This window comes from Streptomyces sp. TAA204 (assembly GCF_000424965.1).
The window spans coordinates 101,291-121,185 of sequence record NZ_KE384282.1 but is presented as its reverse complement, the minus strand read 5'-3'; the positions used below and the strand labels follow the sequence as shown (position 1 = coordinate 121,185).

Sequence of the window (19,895 nt, the reverse complement as noted above, 5' to 3'; positions counted from 1 at the left end):
CCTGAGCGTGTTCACACATGAACAGAAGGTGATATCACCCGTACGCCTCAGCCCGCCTCCGCCGCGCGCGGGTGGGGTGCTGCTAGTGCTGTGGCCGGGAAGGTTTGCCGGGTAGCTCGCGGCGTCCGGTGCGGTGCATCGCAAGGCGGAGGATCGTCCTCGTACTGGGCGTACTCGGGCGACTCCGACAACGCAGCGAGGTGCCGTGCCGGGCGTCGCGAGCCGGTGAACCTTCCCGGCCACAGCACTAGGTCAGTCCTTCCCGGAGAGAGCGTCAGTCCAGGGGCGCCAGCCGGATCATGCTCCAGGAGACGGGCGGCAGGACCGCTTCCAGTTCGCCCTCGCCCGTGACCCGGGTGCCGTCGGCCGGGCGGGGCCTGACACGGTCGGGGTCGTCCTGGGTGTTCACCGCGTCCGGGTCGTCGTCGGCGATCACGAGGTGCTCGACGACGCGGTACGCCGGGCCGAAACCGCGCAGCGCCGCCCGCAGCCCCAGACTCTGCTCCTGGGCCCGGTTGACCGCCAGCACGGTCAGGGCCCCGGTCTCCTCGTCCAGCGTGGCGGCCGAGTCCAGGGCCGCCACGGGCCCGTGCTGCCGCGTCTCGATGACCGGTGCGGCCACCTCCGTACGCAGCACCGTGCCGCGCGCGTACCGGGCGGTCAGCGCGAAGGGGTGGAAGGTGGCCTGCCGCCAGGAGGGGCCACCCGGCTCGGTGCGTATCGGGCCGATGACGTTGACGAGCTGCGCGAGGCAGGCGATGGCCACCCTGTCCGCGTGCCGCAGCAGCGTCATCAGCAGCGAGCCGACGACGGCGGCGTCCGTGACGCTGTAGGTGTCCTCGATGAGGCGTGGCGTCTCCTCCAGCGGGAGGGCGCGCTCGCCGGGGAAACGGGACTGGTACCAGACGTTCCACTCGTCGAAGGAGAGCAGCATCCGCTTGCGTGCGCGGCGCACGGCCCGCACGTGGTCGGCGGTGGCGACGATGCCGGCGATGTAGGCGTCCATCTGGGCGCCGCTGGCGAGGAAACTGGCCCGGTCGCCGTCCTTCTCCTCGTAGTAGGCGTGCAGCGAGAGGTAGTCGACCTCGTCGTAGGTCTGGTGCAGGACCTCCCGCTCCCACTCGCCGAGCGTCGGCATTCCCGCGTTGGAACTTCCGCACGCGACAAGCTCGATGGAGGGGTCGACCTGGCGCATCGCCTTCCCCGCCTCGGCCGCGAGCCGCCCGTACCCGGTGGCCGTGGTGTGGCCTGTCTGCCACGGGCCGTCCATCTCGTTGCCCAGGCACCACAGCCGAACGCCGTGCGGGTCGCGGGTGCCGTGCTGTACGCGCAGATCCGACCAGGCAGTGCCGCCGGGGATGTTGCAGTACTCGACGAGGGCCCGGGCCGCGTCTATGCCGCGGGTGCCGAGGTTGACGGCCATCATCGGGTCCAGGTCCTGCCGGCGGGCCCAGCCGAGGAACTCGTCGGTGCCGACCTGGTTCGTCTCGATGCTGCGCCAGGCCAGGTCGAGGCGGCGGGGGCGGGACGCGGCGGGGCCCACGCCGTCCTCCCAGTGGTAGCCGGAGACGAAGTTCCCGCCGGGGTAGCGCACGAGTCCGGTGCCCAGCTCCCGTACGAGAGCGGCCACGTCGTCGCGGAAGCCGTGCTCGTCGGCGGCGGCGTGGGAGGGCTCGTAGATGCCCGTGTAGACGCAGCGGCCCATGTGCTCGACGAAGGTCCCATACAGGCGCGGGTCCACGGTGCCGAGGGTGAAGTCGGCGTCGAGGGTGATGCGGGCGGTGGCGGCAGGCTGGTCGGTCATGCGGTGGATGCCTCTCCCTGGACTAGAGGGGTCGTGTCGGGGACGCGCTCGGACGGTCGGTCGTGCGGGCGGGGCACGACGAGGCGGCGGGCGGCGGGCGGCCGGTCGCTCCGGGTCCGTCCCGGGCGGTCACTTGAGCCCCGTGCCGGGCGGTCACTCGAACCCTGTGCCGGGCGGTCACTTGAGCCCCGTGCCCGCGATGCCCTCGACGATCCGGCGCTGGAAGAAGAGGAAGACGGTCAGCAGCGGCAGCGCGCCCAGTACCGCCGAGGCCATCAGCTGGGCCTGGGGCAGGCCGAAGGCGTCCTGCACCGAGGTCAGCCCGACGGGCAGCGTCATCATCTGCGGGTCCGTGACGGCCAGCAGAGGCCACAGGAAGTTGTTCCAGGTCCAGACGAAGACGAAGATCGTCACCGCGGAGACGGCGGGCCGGGACAGCGGCATCACGATCTGCGCGTAGACGCGCAGCCAGCTCGCGCCGTCCGCCCTCGCGGCGTCGGTCAGCTCGGACGGGATGCCGTCGAAGAACTGCTTGAAGACGAAGACGGCGACGACGTTCGGCACCTGCGGCAGGATGACCGCCCAGTACGTGTTGAGCATCCCGGTGGCCTGCAGCGTCAGGAAGTGCGGAATCATCAGCAGCTGCGGCGGGATCATGACGCCCGCGAGGATGAGCAGGAAGACCGGCCTGCGGTAGCGGAAGTTCAGCCGGGAGAGCGCGAAGGCCGCCAGCGAGGCGGTGCCCACAGTCAGCAGCGTCGTCAGCGCCGCGGTGATGAAGCTGTTGACGTACCAGTACGGGATGCGGCCCCCCGCCAGGACCTCCCGGTAGTTGGCGAGTGTCGGGTTGTCCGCGATCCACGAGGTGGGATCGGTGGCGAGTTCGCCGGGGGGACGGATCGAGGTGGCCCCCGCCCACGCGAGCGGGAGCAGCCACAGCAGCGCGAGGGCGATCAGCGCGCCGAGAGTGACCCTGTTGAAGAGCCGTTCGGAGTCGGCGCGTGCCGGCCGGTTGCCGCCCCGTCCCGCGCTGCCCGTACGTCCGTGCGCCGCGTCCGGGGTGCCGGCGCCCGCCGAGGTGACGGTGGCCATCGCGCTCAGCCCTCCTTCTCGGTGCGCCGGATCAGGGCGAACCAGACGAGTGAGATCAGCAGGATGATGACGAACAGCAGCAGCGCCACCGTCGAGGCGTAGCCGACCCGGCTGTCGGTGAAGCCGGTCTGGTAGACGTACAGCAGCGAGGGCCTCGTGGAGTCCTCCGGGCCGCCGTTCGTCATCATGTAGATCTGGTCGAAGACCTTGAGCGACGCGACGAGTTGCAGCACCGCCACCAGCGTCGTCGCCCGCCCCAGCATCGGGACGACGATGAGCCGCATCCGCTGCCAGGGCCCCGCGCCGTCGATCGCGGCGGCCTCGTGCACCTCGCGGGGTATCTCCTGCAGCGCGGCCAGATAGATGACGAAGTTGAAGCCGACCGTCCACCAGACGGTCGCGACGGCGATCGAGATCATCGCCCAGTCGGGGTCGCCCAGCCAGGAGGGCGCCGTCCGCGCGCCGAGCAGCTTGACCGTGGCCTGGGCCAGCCCGATCTCGTCCGCGTAGATCCACATGAACAGCATCGAGATCACCGAGGACGGCAGCATGAAGGGTGCGAAGAAGGCCAGCCGGAAGAACCACTTGCCGCGTGAGAAGCGGTCCGTCATCAGGGCCAGTACCAGCGCGAGGACGACCAGCGGCACTGTCGTCAGCACCGTGAACCACAGGGTGTTGCCCAGGCTGGACCAGAACTCCGCGGCGCCCAGCGCCTCCGCGTAGTTGCCCACGCCGACCCAGTCGCCCAGTCCGTCCTTGACCAGGCTGCCGTTGAAGAGGCCGGCGACTGCCGTGTAGACGATCGGGCCGAGCAGGAAGACCACATAGAACGCCCCGAAGGGCAGCAGCATCCCGGAAGCCGTCCAGCGGCTGCCCGTGGTCGTGCGTGCGCCGGTCACGGTGCTCATACGGGCGCCTCCATCCTGGCCAGTTCGCGCACGGCGGCGTGGACGCGGTCCGCCGCCGGGCCCGGGCGGGTGCGGCCGCCCAGCACGGAGGAGATGACGCTCGCGCACCGCCGGTAGAGGAGGCTGTCCGCGCCCGAGTACCAGGCGGCCGGGTCGTAGGCCGCTCCGTCCGCGGCGGAGGCGTAGTTCGTCTGCGGGGTCAGGCCGCGGTAGGCGTCCGAGCGTGCGGTCGGCTGCCACGCGGGGATGTGGCCGCCCTTGGCCCACTCCAGACTGGCGTCGAGCATCGAACGGGTGAAATCCAGCGCCGTGTCAGCCCGTTGGGCCTCCTTGGACGGGGCTGCCGGCAGGACGAAGGCGTGCGAGTCGGCGGCGCAGGCGTACGGACCGTCGTGGAAGATCCGCGGGAAGGTGCGCATGTCGAAGTCGTCCTTCACCGCGTCCCGCACGGCGGGGAGCTGCCACTCGCCGTCCATCAGGAATCCGGCCTTGCCCGAGGTCAGCAGTGTCAGCGAGCTGGTGTAGTCGATGCCGGTGGGAATCAGCTTCTCCGCGCTCATCCGCCGGATGTAGGCGAGGGCCTCCTCCGCGGCTCCCACGTCCATCACCACCTTGCGGCCGCCGTCGGTGACGAGGTCGGCGCCGAGCTGCCGGTAGAGGGACCAGAAGAGCCGCCAGTTGGTGCCGGGGTCCTTGATGGAGGCGACGGAGCCGCCCCAGACGCCGGTGACCTCCTTGGCCGCACGCATCGCGTCGATGAACTTGTCCGGGCCGTCGATGTCCGTCAGCCTGCCCCCGCCGTCGAGCAGCCCGGCCTTCTCGGCGATCTCCTTGCGGAAGAAGAGCACGAAGGGGTGGGTGTCCAGCGGGAGCGCGTAGAGCCTCCCGTCGAGCTGGGCCCTGCCGAAGGCGGGCTTGCTGAAGCGGCTCGCGGGCATGCCGTGCCCGGCCAGTTCGGAGCGGGATATCTCCCGCAGCAGACCGGACGCGGCCAGCGTGGGCAGCCGCGACATGTGGGTGATGGCCACCTGGGGCGGGCGGTCCCCGAGCGTCGCGAGGGTGAGCTTCGTGTAGTACGGGGCGCCCCAGACCAGGGTGGTCGACTTCAGGTCGGTGCCGGGGTTGCGCCTGCGGTAGGTGTCCTGCATGGCGACGAGCTGGGCGCCGTCCCCTCCGGTGAAGGGGTGCCAGAAGTTCAGCAGCGAGGACGGGCCGGCGGACCCGGTGAAGGCCTGACCGACCGTGGTGCTGCATCCGCTGAGCGCCCCGGCGGCGGCGAGCGAACCGACAGCGCCGAGGAAACTCCTCCTGCCATGCATGCGCACCACGCCCGTCCAACGTTGGAATCAACAGCAGCGGACGGCCGGCAGTCGCCCCTCGGGCCCCGCTCAGCCGTTGTTGCAACGTTGTACTGAGGGCGTAATCTGACGTCAACACATCGGACGGATCTTTCTGGCCGCGGGGTGAGCGGCAGGGCGGAGCGGGACCGGGCAGGGCGGGAGCGGCCAGGTCCCGAGGGGAGCGGAATGTCAGGGGCGAGACTCAAGGACGTCGCCGCGCGGGCGGGCGTCTCGATCAAGACGGTCTCCAACGTCGTACGGGGAAACACCCGCGTCGCCGAATCCACCCGCCGGCGTGTCCTCAGCGCCGTCGCCGAGCTGGACTACCGCCCCAACGCCTCGGCCCGCCACCTGCGTACCGGCCGCAGCGGCGTCATCGCGCTGGCCGTCCCCGAGCTCGTGCAGCCCTACTTCGCCGAACTGGCCACCGCGGTGATCAACGCAGCCCGTGAGCACGACGTCTCCGTCCTCATCGAGGACACCGGTGGCGACCCCGCGGCCGAACTGCGCGTCGCCTGCGGCCTCTCCGACCCCCTCATCGACGGGGTGCTCCTCTCCCCGGTCCGGCTCGACCAGGTCACCCTGGCCCGCCGTGAGCGGCGCGTCCCCCTCGTCCTGCTAGGCGAGCGCGACTACGAGGTGCCCGCCGACCACGTCCTGATCGACAACGTCCTCGCCGCGCAGGAGGCCACCGCCCATCTGATCGCCGGGGGCCGCCGCCGCGTCGCCGCCGTCGGCTTCCAGTCCGACCCGCTCTTCACCACCTCCCACCAGCGCGCCCGCGGCTATCTCAGGGCACTGGAGTCGGCCGGCCTGCCGCACCGGCCGGAGCTGACCCCGCTCGTCCCCGCCTTCACACGCACCGACGGCATGAACGCGATGCACGCCCTGCTCGCCCTCCGGGAGCCGCCGGACGCGGTCTTCTGCTTCTCCGACCTGCTCGCCTCCGGCGTCGTACGCGCCGTCCACGACGCGGGCCGCACGGTCCCGGGCGACGTCGCCGTGATCGGCTTCGACGACGTGGAGGAGACACGCTTCAGCGTCCCCTCCCTCAGCACCGTCGCCCCCGACAAGCCGCAGCTCGCACAGCTCGCCGTGGAGGCACTCCTGGCCCGCATAGCGGGCGACCCGGAGGCACCGCACTCCACGCTGCACGCCGCGCACAGGCTGGTCTCCCGCGAGAGCACGGCCTGACGCGCACGGCCCCGGCGTCCCACGCCCCCCGCCCACGCCCCCACGTCCCATGCACACCCCCCACGGGACGGGACGCCCCGCCGCGGGAGGGAACGCTCCGCGCGTGACGGGACCACAGCCGCACCCTCTAACCTCATGACCATGCCGCCAGCCAGACGCAGCAAGCCCCGTGGCTACGACCCGGCCAGGGTCCGCCAGGCCCTCATCGGCCAGGTCGAGGCCGTCACCGCCGCCGCGCACGCGCTCACCGCCGGGCAGCGCGCCCTCCCTTCGGGGCTGCCCGGCTGGGACGTGCACCACCTCCTCGTCCACATCGCGCTGCAGATCGACGCGCTGCCGCGCTTCCTGGCCGGCCCCGAGTCCACCGCCGGAACGCCCCGGGTGGACCTCCCCGCCTGGGCGCTCTCCACCGCGAAGGCGGCGGACGCCCTGGACCGCGAGACCCGCGAGGAGGCGGAGCGCACGGCGGACGCCCCCGCCCGCATCGACGAGGCCGTCGCGCAGCTGGAACCGGTGCTGGAGTCGGCCGTACGGGAGGACCTGCTCATCCCGCACGGAGCGGGCGCCATGCGGATGCTCGACTTCACCGTGACCCGGCTCGTCGAGCTCGTCGTCCACAGTGACGACCTGGCCCGCGCCACCGGGGGCGCGGTCACTCTGGACCGCCGGGCGCTCGCGGCCACCGTGCGGCTGCTCACGGACACCCTGGCGGTCAAGGCCCCCGGCGGCTCCGTCGAGGTGCGGGTGCCGCCGTTCGCCGTCGTCCAGTGCGTCGAGGGGCCGAGGCACACCCGCGGCACGCCCCCCAACGTCGTCGAGACCGATCCGCTGACATGGGTGAGGCTCGCCACGGGCCGGGTCGCCTGGACGGACGCCCGCAAGGCCGGCGCGGTCTCGGCAGGCGGCGAACGGGCCGATCTGCGGGGCCTGTTGCCGCTGCTCGGCTGAGCCGGAAGGGGCGCTCCCGGCGCGTGACCACAGGTAGCGGGGGTGTCACCCGTTCCGCTGGCCCTGTCCCCGATTCGGAGCAAGGCGCCACCTGTCCTAGACTCGGTGACGTGCCACGTGGTGACGGACGACTCAGCCACGACCTGCTCCCCGCTGAGAAGGGCCCCCAGGACGCTTGCGGCGTCTTCGGAGTCTGGGCCCCCGGGGAAGAGGTCGCGAAGCTCTCATATTTCGGTCTGTACGCGCTGCAGCACCGCGGTCAGGAGTCCGCGGGTATCGCTGTGAGCAACGGTTCCCAGATTCTGGTCTTCAAGGACATGGGCCTGGTCTCTCAGGTCTTCGACGAGACCTCCCTCGGCTCCCTGCGCGGCCACATCGCCGTGGGGCACGCCCGCTACTCGACGACGGGCGCGTCCGTGTGGGAGAACGCCCAGCCGACCTTCCGCGCCACGGGGCACGGCTCGGTCGCCCTCGGGCACAACGGCAACCTCGTCAACACCGTCGAGCTCGCCGGGATGGTGGCCGAGCAGGTCACCGAACCGGGCAGCCGCCGTGCGACACGTGTCGCGGCGACGAACGACACCGACCTGGTGACCGCCCTGCTGGCGGGCCAGACCGACGAGGACGGCACCCCGCTCACCGTCGAGCAGGCGGCCCCGCTGGTCCTGCCCCGGGTGAAGGGTGCCTTCTCCTTCGTCTTCATGGACGAGCACACGCTCTACGCGGCCCGTGACGCCCAGGGCGTACGCCCCCTCGTCCTGGGCCGCCTCGAGCGCGGCTGGGTCGTGGCGAGCGAGACCTCCGCCCTGGACATCGTGGGCGCGAGCTTCATCCGCGAGATCGAGCCGGGTGAGCTGGTCGCCATCGACGAGGACGGTCTCCGCTCCAGCCGTTTCGCGGAGGCAAAGCCCAAGGGCTGCGTCTTCGAGTACGTCTATCTCGCCCGCCCGGACACCGACATCGCCGGCCGCAACGTCTACCTCTCGCGCGTGGAGATGGGCCGCAAGCTCGCGGCGGAGGCACCGGCCGAGGCAGACCTCGTCATTGCGACACCCGAGTCGGGCACTCCCGCCGCCATCGGCTACGCCGAGGCCAGCGGCATCCCCTACGGCAGCGGCCTGGTGAAGAACAGCTACGTGGGCCGTACGTTCATCCAGCCCAGCCAGACCATCCGGCAGCTCGGCATCCGCCTCAAGCTCAACCCGCTCAAGGAAGTCATCAGCGGCAGGCGTCTCGTCGTGGTCGACGACTCGATCGTGCGGGGCAACACCCAGCGCGCCCTGGTGAGGATGCTGCGCGAGGCCGGCGCGGCCGAGGTGCACGTGCGCATCTCCTCGCCGCCCATCAAGTGGCCCTGCTTCTTCGGCATCGACTTCGCCAACCGCGCCGAACTGATCGCGAACGGTCTCACCGTCGACGAGATCGGCAAGTCCCTCGGCGCGGACACCCTGGCGTACATCTCGATCGACGGCATGACCGAGGCGACCACGATCGCCAAGCCGCAGCTGTGCCGCGCCTGCTTCGACGGCGAGTACCCGATGGAGCTGCCCGACCCGGAGCTGCTCGGCAAGCATCTGCGGGAGCCGGAGGCGCCCGCCCCCTCTCCCTCGGACGCCGACGTCGACGGTGTCGGGAGGCTGACCGCGGGCATCGGCGGTGCCGACGCCCTGCGCCGCCCGTAGCCCCGGCCGCTCCCGCCGCGCCGCGCCCCCTCCCCATGCCAACAGACGATCCGAGAGAGCTGACGGTCATGCCTGCTGAATCTTCCGGTTCCGGTGCCAGCTACGCCGCGGCCGGCGTGGACATCGAGGCGGGTGACCGCGCCGTCCAGCTCATGAAGGAATGGGTCAGGAAGGCCCAGCGCCCGGAGTCGGTGGGCGCGCTCGGCGGCTTCGCCGGGCTCTTCGACGCCTCCGCGCTCAAGCGCTACGAACGCCCCCTGCTGGCCTCGGCCACCGACGGTGTGGGCACCAAGGTCGCCGTCGCCCAGCGCATGGACCAGCACGACAGCATCGGCCACGACCTCGTGGCGATGGTCGTCGACGATCTGGTCGTCTGCGGCGCGGAGCCGCTGTTCATGACCGACTACATCTGCGTCGGCAAGGTCGTCCCCGAACGCGTCGCTCAGATCGTCAAGGGCATCGCCGAGGGCTGCGCCCTGGCGGGATGCGCGCTGGTCGGCGGCGAGACCGCCGAGCACCCCGGCCTGCTGGGTCCCGACGAGTACGACGTCGCCGGCGCCGGTACGGGCGTGGTGGAGGCCGATGCCCTGCTGGGCGCGGATCGCATCCGTACGGGGGACGCGGTGATCGCGATGGCCTCCTCCGGTCTTCACTCCAACGGGTACTCGCTGGTGCGGCACGTGCTCTTCGAACGCGCCGGCTGGGCCCTGGAGCGGTACGTACCGGAGTTCGGCCGCACCCTCGGCGAGGAGCTGCTGGAGCCCACCAGGATCTACTCGCTCGACTGCCTGGCCCTCACCCGTACGATCGAGGTGCACGCCTTCGCACACATCACCGGCGGCGGGCTCGCCGGCAACCTCGCCCGCGTCGTGCCCGAAGCCCTCCACGCGCGGGTCGACCGCGGCACATGGACGCCCGCCCCGGTCTTCTCCCTTGTCGGCAAGGCAGGCGAGGTCGCCCGTCCGGAGCTGGAGGCCACGCTCAACATGGGCGTCGGCATGGTCGCCGTCGTCCCGCAGGAGTCGGTGGCGGCGTCGCTGGCGACGCTCGAGGAGCGCGGTGTCCACGCCTGGGTCGCGGGAGAGATCACCGAACGGGTGAACGAGGCCGAGGCGGTAACTCTCGCGGGTGACTATGCGCGCTGAGCGCACCGGCCGTGGGGCCGGCGGCGGGGAATGCGCGCCGCGGAACCACTCCCCGGAACAGCACAGAACCCGGTCCGGCTTCCGCCGGACCGGGCAGGGATCTGTGGACGTCAGCCCCGGCGCTGTTGCGCCGAAGAGTCGGAGGACTTGTCGTCCTCCTCGTCGTTGTACCCGTCCGCGTACTGTGCGTACGGATCGTTCTCCAGCTCATCGTCCTCGAAGCGGTCGCCGTTCGGCGGCTCGTTCGACGTCGATGCGCCCAGCTCCTCAGCCAGGCGCGACAGATCAGTCCCACCGCTGTTGTACTTCAGCTGGCGGGCGACCTTCGTCTGCTTGGCCTTGGCCCGGCCGCGCCCCATGGCTCGACCCCCTCAACGACGGGGCTCGACGGCCCCAGAGTCTTGACACGCGTTCATAATTCAGTGCGGACCCTCGAAGGAGAGAGAGGCCCGTAGGGCTTCAACGGTACCTGCTTCCGCGGCCCTACGGTACGTCGCCCGCACGACACGAGCGCCGACCGGCGTACCCGACGCTTCTCTCTTCGCTGGTCAGCTTCTGATTTTACCGTGTGCCCGAGTATCGACCCGCCGAGGGGTCGTGGGAAGACTTCCCGCACGGTCGTCCGGCTGTCATTTCCCGCCGGCCATGAGCGTCTCCGCGATGCGGTCCGCCGCGGCTGCCGGGGGCACGCCGTCCGTCCGCGCCCGGTCGAAGATCGACAGAGTGGTGTCGAAGATCTTTGCAGCCTTTGCTTCGGCACGTGCGAAGTCGAAGCCCAGCAACTCGTCGGCGACCTGGATCACGCCACCGGCGTTCACGACGTAGTCCGGCGCGTAGAGGATGCCGCGGTCGTCGAGATCCTTCTCGACGCCGGGGTGCGCGAGCTGGTTGTTGGCCGCGCCGCACACGGCACGGGCGGTGAGCACCGGCACCGTGGCGTCGTCGAGGGCGCCGCCCAGGGCGCACGGCGAGTAGATGTCCAGGCCCTCGAACCGCACCAGCGCCTCCGTGCCGGCGGCCACCTCGACCTGCGGATGCGCCGCACGCACCCGCTCCACGGACTCCTGCCGTACGTCCGTGACCACGACGCGTGCCCCGTCCTCCAGGAGGTGCCTCACCAGATGGCGGCCCACCTTGCCGACCCCCGCGATGCCCACCGTGCGGTCGCGCAGCGTGGGGGCGCCCCACAGGTGCTGCGCGCTGGCGCGCATGCCCTGGAAGACGCCGAAGGCGGTGAGCACGGAGGAGTCGCCGGCGCCGCCCTGCTCCGGGGAGCGGCCGGTCGTCCAGCGGCACTCGCGGGCGACGACGTCCATGTCCTGCACATATGTGCCCACGTCGCAGGCGGTGACGTAGCGGCCGCCCAGGGAGGCCACGAAGCGTCCGTAGGCCAGGAGGAGTTCCTCCGTCTTGGCCCTCCCGGGGTCGCCGATGATCACGGCCTTGCCGCCTCCGTGCGGGAGGCCGGCCATCGCGTTCTTGTAGGACATGCCGCGGGCGAGGTTGAGCGCGTCGAGCAGCGCCGCCTCCTCGGGGTGCTCCTCGTCGGCGTAGTCGTGGAACCTGGTCCCGCCGAGGCCGGGCCCGAGGGCGGTGGAGTGGAGGGCGATCACCGCCTTGAGGCCGCTCGCGCGGTCCTGGCACAGCACCACCTGCTCGTGGCCGCCCTGCTCGGACTGGAAGAGGGTCCCCAGGACCGTGGAACCGCTCGCTCCCTCGGCGCTGACGGTGGGCGCCTGCGAGGAGTGCTGCGGGGAGGGACGTACGTCAGTCACGGTAGTGACTCCTATGTCGCGGTGTACGCCCTCTTTGTCGCCTTCCGTGCTTGTGGCGCGGAACGGCGGGGAGGGCCGGTCGACAGCAGGGTACGGCCTGCGGGCGGCGGCATCGTTGCGGTGCAACGATCGGTGGTAGTCAACTGTCTCCGTAGCCCGTCCGCGAGGGTGCGGACGGGGGTCCCGCCCCGGAACACTTGGAGGAAACGCGTGGCTCAGCAGGCGTCGGCCATCGTCCCGTACGCGGCGTATCTGCGGGTGTACGAGCCACTGGCAGCGTTTCCGGAAGCGGAGCGCGCGCACTGGGTGCGGTACTCGAAGCGGGAGCGCGTGCCGACGGCTCAGGACGAGCTGCGGCGCTCGCTGGCCGATCTGCTGCCGGTGCCGCCTGTCGCGGTGCCCGAGCGGGAGAGTGCCGACGCCTTCGTGGCGGAAGTGGACGGAGTGGTCTGCGTATGCCCCTGGCGTACCCGGCTGCGCGGCTGGCAGGCGCTCTCGGCGCTGTCGCAGGCGGCGGGTGAGCAGGAGGTGGCGATGCCGCAGACGGTGCTGGACGCGGCGGTGCCGCCGGTGGTCAGGCGCCAGGCCGCGGCGGACTACGAGCGCTGGCTGACCCGCAACCCCGACGCCCGTCCGTGGATCAGAACGGCGCTCTGGCATGTGCCCGTGCGCTGGTTCGTTCTTTTTTCTTCGGAAGAGAAAGAGTTTGCGAAGCCCGGAAGCGGTGAGGAGAGCGTTCAGCAGTTCGTCCTCCGCTATCGCACACCGATGGTCCAGGCGAGGCGCCGTCTCGCCCGTGGTCTGAAGGTGCTCCGCGAGGAGTTGGAGGAGGGGCCGCTCGTCGAAGGCCTGGTAGACGTGGGTCGGTGGCTGGAGGAATTCCATCCGCGCTCTCTCGTCGAACTGGACTACGGCGGCCTGGCGCACGCGATCCCTGAAGAGCAGCTGGCCGAGGACCACTCCGCGGCGGATGTCGCGGAGGGGATCGAGGCACTGCGCGAGGGAGACGGGGAACGGGCCGGCGTCGCGTACGAGCGGCTGACGGACCGCTGGCGGGCTGTGCGGGAACTGCAGTTCGGGAACTGACCACGCGGGTCGGTGTCTCGGTTCACGGTGCGTTCGTGAACTGAACGCGGGCAAGCGATCACGGGGTTTGCAGAACGTCACGGACCTCCAGGACCAAGGTCCCGAAAGGGGCCAAAGCCTCAAGCGTGACGGACAGCACTTTCCGGGGCCTTGCTCTCAGACCCGTCCCTCGTGTCAAAATAGGACAAGGAGCTCGACGGGGGCTTCATCCATCCAACTTTGGTCGGATAGATCGGTATTGCCCTCCTTGGTGGGGCTGGTGCTGTTTGGTCCTGCTGTGACTGATCGTCACGGTGGGGTGACTGTCCGCTATGGGACGGTCCATCGGCTTCCGTCGAGGTTGGACACCTCGGAGGGCAATTCCATCGGTTTGGCCGACGTGGCTGGACAGATGGTGTAGTTGTAGTGCCGAGGACAAGCCGTTCGTCCTATAACCGACTCGGCCCGCGTACGTCCATATCGGGCAACACGGGCCAAGGTGCAGAATTTAAGGAAAGAACCGTATGGTTCGGTTCCTCCGAGGAGGCCGCTCATGACCGCTCGCACCCCTGATGCCGAGCCGCTGTTGACCCCGGCTGAGGTAGCCACGATGTTCCGCGTGGACCCGAAGACGGTCACACGCTGGGCAAAGGCAGGCAAACTCACGTCGATCCGCACGCTCGGCGGCCACCGCCGTTACCGCGAGGCGGAGGTGCGCGCACTGCTGGCGGGCATCCCGCAGCAGCGCAGTGAGGTTTGATCAGGCGAAATAACTGCATATCCGGGCGCATTCGGGGCCCACACCCCGTGTCGGCGCCCTCAGCACCAAACGTCAGGCCGCTGTCCCCAACAGCGCTTGGTCGTTGATCGCGCTGGACTCCGCCGGGTCCGGCGCGATCTTTTTGTGCTTCTCTGGCGTGGGGCGATGCCCGTACGCGGGTGTCCTCGTCCGTGCCTGCCCGTTCGGGCCGCACCTTGCGGACGGCCCGACTGGCGTAGGAGGCAGGTGAGTTGGGAGCGACGGAGCGCCTGTGGAGGTTGCCGGCGGCGCCTGCGGGGCGTGGTGCAATTGCACATATTAAATTGACGGGTAGTGAGAAGCCCGTAAGTTCCGCCACATCCGCAGCGGAATCGGTGACTCCCGTCACATCCTCCGCCACTTGTGAGGGGCCGCTGCTCCGGGGTATTGGGCGGCCCGCTGGGGGCCGGGCCCGTCGTCCCGGTCCGTCGTCCCGGTCCGTCGTCCCGGCTCGGGCACGTCGCCCGGGAGCCGGGTCCAACTCCCGCAAGCGGAACGGGCGTTGACTACTTGGACGCAGCGTTGCCGGCGCCGTCCGTGGGCCCGTCCGTCTCGCGTTCCATCGCGAGGCGCACCAGCCGGTGGCAGATCGGGCAGTGGCGCGTCACGTGACGGTACCGGGTGGCGGCCGACAGATGTGCGCGCAACAGTGCCCGGGTCTCGTGGTGCCGGGGGCCCCGTGAAGCCGTACCCACGATCGCTCACCTCCCCTTGGAGGCGTACCTGCGCAGCGGGATGCCGTCAAGGAGTGGTGCGTGTCGCCGGTGCCGCTCGCTGTCCGGACAGCGGTTGCCTCGACCGGAGTTCGCAGAACCCCGCCGTCCCCGCCGTGAGCAGGACTCCGTCCCACAGGCGCGCGGCCTCCTGCCCGGTCGGGACGCGCGAGATGACGGGCCCGAAGAAGGCCGTACGTCCCCCGCCGTCGGCCCGGTCCACGGCGATCACAGGCGTCCCGGCATCGGGGCCGACGAGCGAGACCGCCTCGTCGTGCGATGCGCGTACGGCCGCGTCGTACGCCTCCGACGTGCCGGCAGCGGCCAGTGCCGGGGGGAGCCCGGCCCGCTCGAGCGAGTCACGCAGGTCGTTGAGCCATTCCCGCCCGACGCCCTCCTCCGGCTCGCTCCCGCCCGTCCACAGGGCTGTGTAGAACCTTGCGAGGGCCTCCTGCCCGTACTCCTGCCGCACGGCGGCGCATATCCGCACCGGCACCCGCAGCCAGCCTTCCGGGTCGCCCTCCGGGTCGTCCTCGCGCCCCTCGTTGAGCACCGAGAGGCTCATCAGGTTCCAACGCACCTCCACCGGGCGGACCTTGGTGACCTCCACGAGCCACTGCGAGGTCAGCCACGTGTACGGGCAGGAAGGGTCGAACCAGAAATCGGCCGTCGCACACCGGGGGACCGTCATCGCTCGCTCCGCGTCGCCGGGGTCTCGTCGGATTCCGTATGTCCGGGCCGGGGCCGCAGGGGCACGCCCCGCCCGGCACGGACGACGAAAGCCGCAAGGATACGACAACGAAAACAGCCCGCCCCTGGAAAGGGAACGGGCTGTCGATCGTTCGCACTCTGCGGTCCTGACGGGATTTGAACCCGCGGCCTCCACCTTGACAGGGTGGCGAGCACTCCAAACTGCTCCACAGGACCTTGCCGGTACGGCGCCCGGGCCAGGCCCGGCGACGCGAGACGAGACTCTACAGCAGCCCACAGGGCAGCGCGAACTCACCGTCCGCGACGCTCTCGTCACGCTCCCGGGGCCGCCGCGTCCACCGCCTTCATGATGCGTTTGTCCGAGACCGGGAAGGCCGTTCCCAGCGCATGGGCGAAGTAGCTGACGCGCAGCTCCTCGATCATCCAGCGAATGTCCCGGGCCCCCCGCGGGACGGGACGCCCCCGCGGGAACTGCTCCAGCAGCCAGAGGTATTCGTCCTGCATCTCCTGCACCTTGGCCATCCGCGTACGGTCGCGTTCGGCGTTGTTCGGCATCTGCTGGAGGCGGCGGTCGGCGGCGACCAGATAGCGCAGCAGATCCGGCAGCCGCCCCGCCCCGTGCCGGGTGACGAATCCGGGGCAGACGAGAGCGGCGAGCTGCTCGGCCACATCCGTACGGGACGCGGCCAGGGCCGGGCTGGTGAGGCCGCGCAGCCGCTGCTCGCACGAGTGCCACGCGGCCAGTACCTCCTGGACCTGCCTGACCGTCCTGAGCGTGGCGTCGACCAGATCCGTCCGCACGGCGTCGAAGAGCTTGCGGAAGCTCTCCTCGTCCCAGGCCGGTCCGCCGTGCACGGCCACAAGGCGGTCCGCGGCGGCCGTCACACAGTCCTCGAAGAGGGCCTGCACGCTGCCGTGCGGGGAGCGGGAGAGCGCCAGCTTCTGCGGGTTGGACATCTTCGAGGCGGCGAACTTGGCCGGATCGGAGGGGATGTTGAGCAGGATCAGCCTGCGGGTGCCGTCCCACATGGCCTGCTGCTGCTCGGTCTCCGTGTCGAAGAGCCGTACGGACACGGAGTCGCCGTCGTCGGTGAGGGCCGGGTAGGCCCGGACGGGCTGGCCCGCGCGTCTGGTCTCGAAGATGCGGGGGAGCGTGCCCAGACTCCAGTCGGTCAGGCCCGTCCGGGGGGAGAGCGCGGCCGCGGCGTCACCGGCCCCGTCGCCTTCGCCCGTGCCGGAAGCGCCGGATGCAGCCGTGCCGGCCTGTGCCGTCGCCGCCGTCCGCGCGGTCTCGGGGGTGTTCCCAAGGCTCTCCTGAGGCCCCTTGCTCTTCCCCCGCCCCCGCTGCTGGCGGGTACGTGAGGAGGACTCGAAGGCGCGGGCGAGAGCGGCCTGCGTCTTGTCCCGCAGCCGCAGTTGGAGTTCCTCCAGGTCCTTGGACTCGGCAAGGGTGCGGTGCCGTTCGTCCAGCACACGGAAGCTGACCTTGAGGTGGTCGGGGACCTTCTCCAGCGCGAAGTCCTCGCCGGAGAAGGGCACTCCGACCATGCGCTGCAGTTCGCGGGCGAGGGTGGCTGTCAGCGGCCCGTGGAGGGGAGGCGCGGCGGCGAGGAAGCGGGCGGCGAAGTCGGGCGCCGGTACGTAGTGACGCCGAACCGCCTTGGGCAGTGAGCGGATCAACTCGGTGACCAGCGCGTGGCGCAGCCCGGGGATCTGCCAGTCGAAGCCCTCGGGGGTGATCTGGTTGAGCACCTGGAGGGGTACGTGCACCGTCACGCCGTCCGCGTCCGTACCGGGCTCGAACTGGTAGGTGACGCGCAGTGAGAGCTGCCCCTGCTGCCACACGTCCGGATAGTCGCTGCTGCTGATCTCGTCCGCCCGCTCGTTGATGAGCATGGACTTCTCGAAACTGAGCAGATCCGGGTCCTGGCGGCGCTGCTTCTTCCACCAGGAGTCGAAGTGGGCGCCGGAGACGACGTCCTCCGGTACGCGCTCGTCGTAGAAGTCGAAGAGCGTCTCGTCGTCGACGAGGATGTCGCGGCGCCGGGCGCGGTGCTCCAACTCCTCCACCTCGTCGAGGAGTTTGCGATTGTCATGGAAGAACTGGTGGTGCGTGCGCCAGTCGCCCTCGACCAGCGCGTGGCGGATGAACAGGTCGCGTGCCGTCTCCGGGTCGATGCTCCCGTAGCTGACCTTGCGCTGGGCGACGAGCGGGACGCCGTAGAGGGTGACCCGCTCGTACGCCATCACAGCAGCCTGCTTCTGCTCCCAGTGCGGCTCGCTGTAGGTGTGCTTGACCAGGTGCTGGGCCAGCGGCTCGATCCACTCCGGCTCGACGCGGGCGTTGACGCGGGCCCACAGCCGGGACGTCTCCACCAGCTCGGCGGACATCAGCCAGCGCGGCTGCTTCTTGAAGAGCGCCGATCCGGGGAAGACCGCGAACTTGGCGCTCCGCGCGCCCAGATACTCGTTCTTCTCCGTGTCCTTCAGGCCGACGTGCGAGAGCAGCCCGGCCAGCAGCGACTGGTGCACGGCCTCGGGCGGCGCCTCGCGGTCGGCGGGGGCCAGCTCGATGCCCATGGTCCGGGCGACCTGGCGCAGTTGGGCGTGGATGTCCTGCCACTCCCGTATACGCAGGTAGTTGAGGAACTCCGCCTTGCACATCCGCCGGAAGGCCGAGGAGGACAGCTCCCGCTGGCGTTCGCGCACGTAGCGCCACAGGTTGAGGAACGCGAGGAAGTCGCTGGTCTCGTCCCGGAACCGGGCGTGCTGCTGGTCGGCCTGCTGCTGCTTGTCGGCGGGACGCTCGCGAGGGTCCTGGATGGACAGCGCCGCGACGATGACCATGACCTCGCGCACGCAGCCGTTGCGGTCCGCCTCCAGCACCATCCTCGCCAGGCGCGGGTCGACGGGGAGTTGGGCGAGCTTGCGGCCAGTGCCGGTGAGGCGGCTGCGGCCGTCCCCGGTGCCGCGGGCGGGCCTGCCGGTCCTGCCTCGCCCGGTCTCCCTGCCGTCCTTGCCGCCCCTGCCGCCCCTGCCGTCCTTGCTGTCCGCGGCTGCGGCGCCATCCCCGGCGCCCTTCCCCGCGGCCTCGAACGCGTGCAGCTCTTCGAGGAGTTGGACGCCGGCCTTGATACTGCGGTGGTCCGGCGGGTCGATGAAGGGGAACTTCTCGATGTCGCCGAGCCCGGCCGAGGTCATCTGGAGGATGACGGACGCGAGGTTCGTGCGCAGGATCTCGGCGTCGGTGAACTCCGGCCGTGAGAGGAAGTCCTCCTCGGAGTAGAGCCGGACGCAGATGCCGTCGGAGGTACGTCCGCAGCGGCCCTTGCGCTGGTTGGCGCTCGCCTGGCTGACCGGCTCGATGGGCAGCCGCTGGACCTTGGTGCGGTGGCTGTAGCGGGAGATGCGGGCGGTGCCCGGGTCCACGACGTACTTGATGCCGGGGACGGTGAGGGAGGTCTCGGCGACGTTCGTGGCCAGGACCACGCGGCGGCCGGTGTGGCGCTGGAAGACGCGGTGCTGTTCGGCGTGGGAGAGGCGGGCGTAGAGGGGGAGGATCTCCGTACTGTCCGCTGCCGCGCGGTGTCCCCGCACCCGGGTGAGGTGTTTCTCCAGCGCGTCCGCGGTGTCGCGGATCTCCCGCTCGCCGGAGAGGAAGACGAGGATGTCGCCCGGCCCTTCGGCCGTCAGCTCGTCGACGGCGTCGCAGACGGCGGTGATCTGGTCCCGGTCCTTCTCCTCGGACGCCTCTTCGAGGAGCGGTCTGTAGCGCACCTCTACCGGGTACGTACGGCCGCTGACCTCGACGATGGGCGCGTCGCCGAAGTGCCGTGAGAAGCGTTCGGGGTCGATCGTCGCGGAGGTGATGATCACCTTCAACTCGGGGCGTCTGGGGAGCAGTTGCGCCAGATAGCCGAGCAGGAAGTCGATGTTGAGGCTGCGTTCGTGCGCCTCGTCGATGATGATCGTGTCGTACCGGCGCAGCTCGCGGTCCTGCTGGATCTCGGCGAGGAGGATGCCGTCCGTCATCAGCTTGACCAGGGTGTGGTCCTTGACCTGGTCGGTGAAGCGGACCTTCCAGCCGACGGCCTCGCCGAGCGGCGTCCTCAACTCGTCGGCGACGCGCTCGGCGACCGTACGCGCCGCGAGCCGGCGGGGCTGGGTGTGGCCGATGACACCGTGGATGCCGCGGCCCAGCTCCATGCAGATCTTCGGGATCTGCGTGGTCTTCCCCGAGCCGGTCTCGCCCGCGACGATCACTACTTGATGATCGCGTACGGCCTCCAGGATCTCGTCCTTCTTCTGGCTGACGGGCAGCTGCTCCGGATAGCTGATCGCGGGGAGCGCCTCGCGCCGTGCGGCCACCTTCAGTTCCGAGTCGTCCATGGCGGCGGAGATCTCGGCGAGCACGGCCTCGCGCGCCTCGGGCTTACGGATCTTCCGGGCGCCCTCGAGCCGCCGCCCCAGCCGCTGCTGGTCGCGGAGCAGCAGCTCGGGCAGGCGTTCGCGCAGTGCGTCGAAGGACGGTGACGGTGATGTGGAAGTCGGCATACCTGCTCCAGGATCGCACCTCGGCGAACGAGGCTGCCAGCCGATTCTCCCCGGGCACTCCGGGGCGCCTCCCGGCGCACGCCGCGGACGAGAAGCGCAATAGGTGCAAACAGTCTCAATAGTTCTCAATAGGTATAAACAGCGCACGGCGGACCTAGGGTGGCC

15 protein-coding genes and 1 tRNA gene are annotated in these 19,895 nt (G+C 70.4%); 6 read left to right on the top strand and 10 right to left on the bottom strand.

Features of this window, described 5'->3' with window-relative positions:
• Nucleotides 1–274 precede the first annotated feature (274 nt).
• The 4 genes from arfA to H343_RS33090 all read right to left on the bottom strand — a co-directional run bounded on the left by arfA (nucleotide 275) and on the right by H343_RS33090 (nucleotide 5,123).
• Nucleotides 275–1,804: an arabinosylfuranosidase ArfA gene (gene arfA / locus H343_RS0126860; protein ID WP_028433647.1), complete on the bottom strand. Its 1,530-nt coding sequence runs from the start codon at nucleotides 1,802–1,804 to the stop codon at nucleotides 275–277.
• A gap of 177 nt (nucleotides 1,805–1,981) precedes the next feature.
• The gene (locus H343_RS0126855; protein ID WP_028433646.1) at nucleotides 1,982–2,896 is read right to left on the bottom strand and encodes a carbohydrate ABC transporter permease; all 915 of its coding nucleotides are present in this window, start codon (nucleotides 2,894–2,896) and stop codon (nucleotides 1,982–1,984) included.
• A 5-nt stretch (nucleotides 2,897–2,901) separates the two neighbouring features.
• Nucleotides 2,902–3,804 carry a carbohydrate ABC transporter permease gene (locus H343_RS33095; protein ID WP_051266136.1) on the bottom strand — a complete coding sequence of 301 codons (903 nt, stop codon included), beginning with the start codon at nucleotides 3,802–3,804 and terminating at the stop codon, nucleotides 2,902–2,904.
• Nucleotides 3,801–5,123, bottom strand: coding sequence for an extracellular solute-binding protein (locus H343_RS33090; protein ID WP_486587074.1), 1,323 nt, complete (start codon nucleotides 5,121–5,123; stop codon nucleotides 3,801–3,803). The genes H343_RS33095 and H343_RS33090 overlap by 4 nt, the downstream gene beginning before the upstream one ends.
• A gap of 207 nt (nucleotides 5,124–5,330) precedes the next feature.
• On the opposite strand from H343_RS33090, the gene H343_RS0126840 reads away from it, so the two are divergent.
• The 4 genes from H343_RS0126840 to purM all read left to right on the top strand — a co-directional run bounded on the left by H343_RS0126840 (nucleotide 5,331) and on the right by purM (nucleotide 10,113).
• Nucleotides 5,331–6,338: a LacI family DNA-binding transcriptional regulator gene (locus H343_RS0126840; protein WP_028433645.1), complete on the top strand. Its 1,008-nt coding sequence runs from the start codon at nucleotides 5,331–5,333 to the stop codon at nucleotides 6,336–6,338.
• A gap of 141 nt (nucleotides 6,339–6,479) precedes the next feature.
• Nucleotides 6,480–7,286: a maleylpyruvate isomerase family mycothiol-dependent enzyme gene (locus H343_RS0126835; protein WP_028433644.1), complete on the top strand. Its 807-nt coding sequence runs from the start codon at nucleotides 6,480–6,482 to the stop codon at nucleotides 7,284–7,286.
• A gap of 110 nt (nucleotides 7,287–7,396) precedes the next feature.
• Nucleotides 7,397–8,968, top strand: coding sequence for an amidophosphoribosyltransferase (gene purF / locus H343_RS0126830; protein ID WP_028433643.1), 1,572 nt, complete (start codon nucleotides 7,397–7,399; stop codon nucleotides 8,966–8,968).
• A gap of 68 nt (nucleotides 8,969–9,036) precedes the next feature.
• On the top strand, nucleotides 9,037–10,113 hold the full coding sequence (purM, locus tag H343_RS0126825; protein WP_028433642.1) for a phosphoribosylformylglycinamidine cyclo-ligase: 1,077 nt from the start codon (nucleotides 9,037–9,039) through the stop codon (nucleotides 10,111–10,113).
• Nucleotides 10,114–10,223: 110 nt separating this feature from the next.
• On the opposite strand, the gene H343_RS0126820 is transcribed toward purM, so the two are convergent.
• Together H343_RS0126820 and H343_RS0126815 are read right to left on the bottom strand one after the other, a co-directional pair.
• Nucleotides 10,224–10,472 carry a DUF3073 domain-containing protein gene (locus H343_RS0126820; protein WP_028433641.1) on the bottom strand — a complete coding sequence of 83 codons (249 nt, stop codon included), beginning with the start codon at nucleotides 10,470–10,472 and terminating at the stop codon, nucleotides 10,224–10,226.
• Nucleotides 10,473–10,742: 270 nt separating this feature from the next.
• Entirely contained in the window at nucleotides 10,743–11,903 is a 1,161-nt protein-coding gene (locus H343_RS0126815) for a Glu/Leu/Phe/Val dehydrogenase dimerization domain-containing protein (protein WP_028433640.1), read from the bottom strand.
• A 195-nt stretch (nucleotides 11,904–12,098) separates the two neighbouring features.
• Here H343_RS0126815 and H343_RS0126810 point away from each other — a divergent pair, with 195 nt between their 5' ends.
• Nucleotides 12,099–12,974: a DUF8083 family protein gene (locus H343_RS0126810; protein WP_028433639.1), complete on the top strand. Its 876-nt coding sequence runs from the start codon at nucleotides 12,099–12,101 to the stop codon at nucleotides 12,972–12,974.
• Between the two features lie 532 nt (nucleotides 12,975–13,506).
• The gene (gene bldC, locus H343_RS0126805) at nucleotides 13,507–13,713 is read left to right on the top strand and encodes a developmental transcriptional regulator BldC (RefSeq protein WP_027749187.1); all 207 of its coding nucleotides are present in this window, start codon (nucleotides 13,507–13,509) and stop codon (nucleotides 13,711–13,713) included.
• Between the two features lie 545 nt (nucleotides 13,714–14,258).
• Here the strand turns inward: bldC and H343_RS33085 are convergent.
• The 4 genes from H343_RS33085 to hrpA form a co-directional block, all read right to left on the bottom strand.
• Nucleotides 14,259–14,447, bottom strand: coding sequence for a DUF6274 family protein (locus H343_RS33085; RefSeq protein WP_037905352.1), 189 nt, complete (start codon nucleotides 14,445–14,447; stop codon nucleotides 14,259–14,261).
• A gap of 46 nt (nucleotides 14,448–14,493) precedes the next feature.
• Complete coding sequence (locus H343_RS33080) at nucleotides 14,494–15,156, bottom strand: DsbA family protein (RefSeq protein WP_051266130.1); 663 nt, start codon at nucleotides 15,154–15,156, stop codon at nucleotides 14,494–14,496.
• A 161-nt stretch (nucleotides 15,157–15,317) separates the two neighbouring features.
• A tRNA-Asp gene (locus tag H343_RS0126790) sits at nucleotides 15,318–15,392 on the bottom strand.
• 96 nt (nucleotides 15,393–15,488) lie between these two features.
• Complete coding sequence (gene hrpA / locus H343_RS0126785; protein WP_028433638.1) at nucleotides 15,489–19,730, bottom strand: ATP-dependent RNA helicase HrpA; 4,242 nt, start codon at nucleotides 19,728–19,730, stop codon at nucleotides 15,489–15,491.
• Nucleotides 19,731–19,895 lie beyond the last annotated feature (165 nt).